Source organism: Alkalimonas mucilaginosa (assembly GCF_036327005.1).
Lineage (GTDB): Bacteria > Pseudomonadota > Gammaproteobacteria > Enterobacterales > Alteromonadaceae > Alkalimonas > Alkalimonas mucilaginosa.
The window spans coordinates 47800-54267 of sequence record NZ_JAUGZK010000019.1 but is presented as its reverse complement, the minus strand read 5'-3'; the positions used below and the strand labels follow the sequence as shown (position 1 = coordinate 54267).

Annotated in this window: 4 protein-coding genes; 3 read left to right on the top strand and 1 reads right to left on the bottom strand. The window is 52.5% G+C overall.

The window, feature by feature from the left end:
- Positions 1-1081 (bottom strand): phosphoadenosine phosphosulfate reductase domain-containing protein (locus QWF21_RS17210; RefSeq protein WP_330089289.1); only part of this gene is annotated, 1081 nt, incomplete at its 3' end.
- Positions 1082-1496: 415 nt separating this feature from the next.
- On the opposite strand from QWF21_RS17210, the gene QWF21_RS17205 reads away from it, so the two are divergent.
- The 3 genes from QWF21_RS17205 (at position 1497) to QWF21_RS17195 (ending at position 6408) form a co-directional block, all read left to right on the top strand.
- Positions 1497-2117 carry a DUF642 domain-containing protein gene (locus QWF21_RS17205; RefSeq protein WP_330089288.1) on the top strand — a complete coding sequence of 207 codons (621 nt, stop codon included), beginning with the start codon at positions 1497-1499 and terminating at the stop codon, positions 2115-2117.
- A 255-nt stretch (positions 2118-2372) separates the two neighbouring features.
- Positions 2373-4226: a GGDEF domain-containing protein gene (locus tag QWF21_RS17200; RefSeq protein WP_330089287.1), complete on the top strand. Its 1854-nt coding sequence runs from the start codon at positions 2373-2375 to the stop codon at positions 4224-4226.
- A 115-nt stretch (positions 4227-4341) separates the two neighbouring features.
- On the top strand, positions 4342-6408 hold the full coding sequence (locus QWF21_RS17195) for a S9 family peptidase (RefSeq protein WP_330089286.1): 2067 nt from the start codon (positions 4342-4344) through the stop codon (positions 6406-6408).
- Positions 6409-6468 lie beyond the last annotated feature (60 nt).

The window sequence follows — 6468 nt, the reverse complement described above, 5'->3', positions numbered from 1 at the left end:
CGGTTAAGATGCGCTCTTTATCTTCACGCAGGGTTTTGAAAGCCAGCCTGCCATCGCGGCGTATATGGTTGCGGTATTTTTTCTTCAGCTTGGGCGACGTGCTGCGTGATAAAATATTGCGGTACTTTAATAGCGGCTCCATCCACTCTTCGCCGTTTTGGATTAGGCTTTCCATCGCGCGATCTTTGGTAACCACGGTGCAGGTCCAGCAACCAAAGCGCGAGTTACCACAAGATGGGGTGGTTTCATCAATGACCAGCGGGCACTCACCCTGTCCTGAAGAGTCTTTATACAGGTTCCACAAAATGAGGTTACGACCACCCCAGGGGGTTTCCCACTCTAAATCGTAACGGTCGAACCATTTGTTTTTGACGCCATAAGCTGTTTCTTGGGACTCTAAATGGCACAGCCGCAGTATTTTCCAAACATCGTCTACATGCCAGGTGTCGATAGGCGTGTAGATAAAGGCATTGGCTAAGGTGGTGTGCACCGCTAAATCCGAGCCGTCAATTTTGTGTTTTTTAATGACCTGGGCGCGAGAGGCGCTCTCTTGTGAGCGGGAGCCCAGTACCACTATCACTTCATTGTAATTGCTGACTTTGTCTTTAATAAACTTACTGACAGGGTCTATCTTCATCCGCTCGGTACACCAGCGAAAGCTGCGTGTTGGGGCTGGGTAGCCTTTTCCAAGCATATTGGCCCAGAAGGTGTTATTCGATTCTGGAACGACTTTGTGGCAGCTGATCGGTAAGCCGTCTCGCTTGGCACCTAACTCAATGGCCTTTAGGGAGTTATTGACATGGTCAACCACCATGGGGGTTTCGACCAGCGTATCCGATGCCACCACAAAAACTGGTTTATGGCGTTGCTCGGGTTTTAAACCGAGCAGGGCAAAGTAGACGAGGGTCATGACTGCAGAGGAGTCTTTGCCGCCGCTGTAACCAATCACCCAGGGCCTGTCATCAGCACGGTATACGCGCTGTGTGTCGGCAACGAACTCACTGAGAAAACGGCCAGTAAATTGTTCGTTTTCGATAAAGTCGATGTAATCCTGTAAGTCTTGCTGATTCAGGAGTCTCATTGAGAAGTTTTAACCATTGGCCTGTCGTTTAATAGCGACATTATACCGTCAACATACTGATTACTTAGTAAGAAGGTAAAGGTAGCGATTGCCTTCTTTTCGAAAGGGTAACTTTCCGGCCAGCCGTAAATGCATTAATTGGCAATCAGATATTTTCAGCGCTTTTTTGGCTTCTTTGCTGGTGAGCCAAATCTCGATGCTTTTTGAATCGCTATTCATAAGAATCTGGTATTTTGAGCCAATACCCTTGTTTTAGCAGCAATCAACAACAAAGGCCACCGTTACAACGAAAAGCATGAGCTCACCAAAGAACCTCCAACCCACTGATTAACAAAGCTGATTAATTTTTGTTCCGTAGTCATTTGTTAACTGGTACAATGAGCGGGTAGTTTAACCAGTATTTGAGGGACCAAAAATGTCATTTGCACTTGTTCGTTCTGTAGTAGGTGCTGCTGTATTGGCAATCGCCAGTTTTAGCAGTCAGGCGTCGTTGATTGTAAACGGCGATTTTGAAGCCAACCCGATTAACCCCAACTCCTGGACCTGGATGCCATCCAGCCAAGTACCAGGCTGGCAGGGCAGCAATATCGAAATCTGGAACTTAATGAATGGTGTGCAGGCGGTGACTGGCAATCATTTTATTGAGCTGAATGCGCATGGCAGCAATCAGGGTGCCTGGTCGATTTTCCAGAGCTTTGCCACAGATATTGGTCAGAGCTATGAACTGAGTTTTTATTACCGTGCCCGTAACGGCAGCAATGAGCAGTTTGAAGTGACGGTGGCGGATTTAAGCCAAACGCTGAACGATCACACCAACCGTGGCTGGAGCTTCTTTAGCAGCAGCTTTGTTGCGACCGATACCAATACCACCTTGCGTTTTACTTCGCACAACAGCGGCACCATCGGCAACTTTCTGGATGGTGTGAGCGTGGTGGCGCAGCAAGGTGTGGCGGCAGTGCCGGCACCTGCGACCATGGGTGTGATGGCTCTTGGTTTGTTGCTGCTGGGGGCAGGGCGTCGATTCACCCACCGTTGAAACTTACAAACTGTCTTTTCAAAAGCCGCTGTCAGCGGCTTTTATCGTTTATGGGGGCCGAGCCTGAAGCCTGGCAGTTTAAATTAGCAATTTCTTGCTTTAATGCTTGCAAATCCAGCACGGAGCTGGCTAGATTATTGAAAAGTGCCCTATGAATTGGAGGAAGGAGTCTATGTTGTAGTGGGTGGTTGCTGCGGTTGGCGCTTTGCCAAAGTCGCTGCTGCCATTACTGGTTGGTTGAGAGAAGGATCTGCTATGTATCGATTGTTGCTGTTTGTTTCCCTTACTGTGTTGTCCTGGCACAGCCTTGCCGAGCGTATTCCCCGTATTGAGCAGCAGATGGATGCTGACATCCAGTGGCCGCTTCGCTTCCCTTCCAGCCAGCAGTTGGATGCCTGGTTGCATGACCTTCAAAAACAGACAAACTCAGACACCTGGTATCGGGTGCAAGCCATGCGTTTACTGACACAAGGCATGGAGCCTGCAAAGGCTGAGATAAGCAGGCAGGCTTTGCAGGCGCTGCTGTTGCAGGCCGGGCAGGTTTCGGTGGAAGCGCAGTTGGAAGTATTGAATGCTTTGCTGGAGCTGCAACTGCAGCAGCAACATTACAAAGACGCCTTGGCATTGCAGCCACAAGTGGTTGCCTTGTTGGCACACGATCTAACGCCACGTTTGCAGTTCCAGTTGCATTTACAGCTTGGTCGGGTATTGAAAGCCAATGGCGAGCTGGAGCAAGCACTGCATTTTTTTCTAAAAGCGCACCATGAAATTTTGTTGCTGGATATGCGGGGCACTGACTACCGGCGGCAGTATTTGCAGTTGCAATTGGCCCGTATTCAGAGCCGGTTGCAGAATTACCATTATGCCATTCAAATTGCCTCGCAAGCATTGCAAGCCTCTTACGAGCATGGGCTGGATCTGTTGCTGCCAGAACTCTATCTGGTACGTGGAGCAGCGGCTCAACTGGCCGAGGGCACCACAGAGCAGGTTATGGCTGATTTTAAAGCGGCTACAGCCGTAAAGGATCCACAGGCTTTGGGTCGGGTGCAGATGCTGGGCTTTAACAATCTGGGCGCGGTGCACTTGCATCGCAGAGAGTTTGAGCAGGCGCTGACTTATTTAGACCAAGGGATTGCTATTGCAGAAAGATTAGGCAATGACCGCGAAATCCATGTGATGCGTTTTAACATTGGCTATGTGCTGGTGCTGCAAGATCTGGTAGAGCAGGGCTTGCCCATGATGGAGCAGGCCTATGCCGCTTTCTCGGGCCTGGCCACGCCTGGTATGCAGGGCATTATGTTGGGACATCTGGCAGATGCCTACCATGAAGCTGGGTTATTGGTTCAAGAGAATGAAGCATTGCGCCAACAGCGCCAAATTCGGGATCAGGTGTTGGCGGTTGAGCGTGACCGTGTATTCAGCGAGTTGCAGGTGCAATTTGAAGCCCAGGAGCAGGGGTTGCGTATTCAGTTGCTGGAGCAGGCCAATGCGCTACGGGATGAACGCCTGACAAGGGCGCAGCGTGAACGTACTTTGTACATAGGCCTGGTGACCATCTTGTTGTTGGGACTGACCGGTGCCTTGCTGGCGATTCGGCAGGTACGACGCTTGAATGCCCAGTTGGATGATTTGTCGAAACGGGATCCGCTGACTCAGCTGTTAAATCGCAGGGCTTTATCGGCCATGGGGCACGCCAAAGGCGATTTGTTGGTGTTATTGGATGTGGATCACTTTAAGCAAATCAATGATCGATATGGGCATGAAAAGGGTGATGCTGTTTTGACAGCGTTGGCCGAGCGTCTGATAACGGCGGTGCGCAAAGACGACCAGGTCTTGCGCTGGGGAGGTGAGGAGTTTCTGCTGATTTTGCGTGGGGTGGGAGAGGATGCCGTTGAGGATAACCTGATCAAATTATGCAATGCCCTACGCTTTGAGCTTATCGCCGATCTGGAAGTAACCGCCAGCGGTGGTGCGGTGTTGCTGCAGGAAGGACAAGCCATGCAGCAAGCACTGCAACAAGCCGATGCCTTGTTGTATCAGGCCAAGGCACAAGGCCGCTGCCAAATTCACTATCAAGCCAGTGATGGTCTGGTATCGGTGCTGCGCTAGCGACGATATTGCAGGTGGTCAATTAACGCCTGTAGCCTGCCATTAGCCGAGCCTTTTTCCGCTGTCGTTGCGGCTGTGCTAAAGTAGCCGGCGGTATAACGACAGAGGATAGCTCATGATCCCCAGCTTCTCCGGCCGCCTGACGGCGGTTTTGACTTTATCGGCCAGCCTGCTGTGGGCGGGCCTGGCCCAGGCCGAGGCACCAAGGCCACTTACGCCTGAAGATCTGTGGGCGGTGCAACGGCCATCGGCACCGGTGATGGCGCCGGATGGTAAAAGTGCGCTGTACGGTGTTAGCAGCTACAGCATGGAGACCGACCGCGGCACCACGGCCCTGCATTGGTTGAACCTGCAAAATGGCCAAAGCCAGCAACTGACCTTCCCGGCCAGTGGCAGCGACAGCGGGGCAGTGTGGCGACCCGATGGCAGCAAGATTGCCTTTGTGTCGCGCCGTCAGGCCGAGCGCAACCAGATTTTTGTAATGCGGATGGATGGTGGTGAGCCACGCCAGCTGACCGATTTGCCGGTGGCCGTCTCGGCCGTGCAGTGGATGCCGGATGGTCAGAGCCTGGTGTTTATGGCCCAGGTGCCAGCCGATTTTGACGGCGACTTTGCGGCATTGAAAGCGCAGCAAGCTGAAAAGGCCAACTCCAAAGTCTCGGCCTTTGTCACCGAAAACCGCTTGTACCGGCATTGGGATCGTTTCTTAGAGCAAGAGGCGTATCCACGCTTGTTCCGGGTGCAACTGGCGAGCGGCGAAGTGACCGAGCTAACGCCGGGCTGGCAGCGCTATTTCAACATTGGCGGTGGTATCAGCTATGACATCTCGCCCGATGGCCGGCAAATTGCGTTATCGGCCAATACCACAGAGCCCCCCTTTGATGACTTTAAAGCCGATGTGCTGTTGCTGCAAACCGATGGCAGTGGCAGCTACGTCAATCTAAGCCCCGACAATACCGGCCGGGATATCAATCCGGTATTTAGCCCGGATGGTCGCTACCTGCTGTGGGGCCGTAGCTTGCGCAATGACTTTTACGCCGATCAGATCAATCTGCTGCAGTACGATTTACGTAGCGGCCAATCCAGCATTTTAACCAGCGACTTTGATCACAGCCCGGTCAACTGGCAGTATTCGCGCAATGGCCGGCAGATTTTCTTCCAGGCCGATGACAGGGCCATGACCTCCTTGTTTGCCATGCCGGCGCGGGGCGGCGCCATTCGCGAAGTGCTGCGTGGCGGCACCAATACTGGCCTGGCTGAAACCGCCGATGGCCGTTTGCTCTTTGTGCACCATGGTATGACCCAGATGCCAGAGCTGTTTAGTGTGCGGGCCAATGGCCGCGATCTTCGTCAAATTACCCAACTGAATCAGGCGCTGCAAGACAGCATCGACTGGGGCAAGGTGGAGAATGTGACCTATGCTGGTGCCAATGATGTCCCGGTGCAAATGTTTGTGGTGTACCCGCCAAACTTTGATGCCAGCAAGAAGTGGCCGGTGCTGAACCTGCTGCATGGTGGGCCGCATGGCTTCTTTGGCGATACCTTTCATTTTCGCTGGAACGCGCAGGTGTTTGCTGCAGCCGGTTACATTACCATTCTACCGAACTTCCACGGCTCGACCAGCTTCGGTCAGGACTTTGCCATTTCTATTCATGGCGATCACCCAACCAAGCCCTTTATTGACTCGGAGCGGGCTATCGATTTTATGTTAGAGCGCCCCTATGTTGACGGCAATCGCCTGGCGGCGGCCGGTGGCAGCTACGGTGGCTATCTGGTCAGTTGGATAGCGGGCCATACCGATCGCTATCAGGCATTGATAAACCACGCTGGGGTCTACAACCTAAAAGGTCAGTTTGCTTCCGATACCACCTCACAGCGGGTGCATGCTTATGGTGGTGCCCCCTGGGATGGTATGGAACAAGTGCTGCAAGTCAGTCCTTCCATGCATGCCGCCAACTTTAAAACACCGATGCTGATTATTCACGGTGAGTTGGATTACCGGGTACCAGTGACCCAGGGCTTTGAAATCTATGGTGTGTACAAAGGCATGGGGCTGGATGCGCGGCTGGTGTTCTTCCCGGATGAAAATCATTGGATCTTAAAGCCGAATAACTCGGTGTTCTGGTTCAATGAATTTACCGGCTGGCTGGACCGCTACTTAGGCCCAGGCCCGAAAGAGTAAACAGCGCGCATTAACAGCATAAAAAAAGCCCCGCCAGTCAACCGGCGGGGCTTTTGTTTG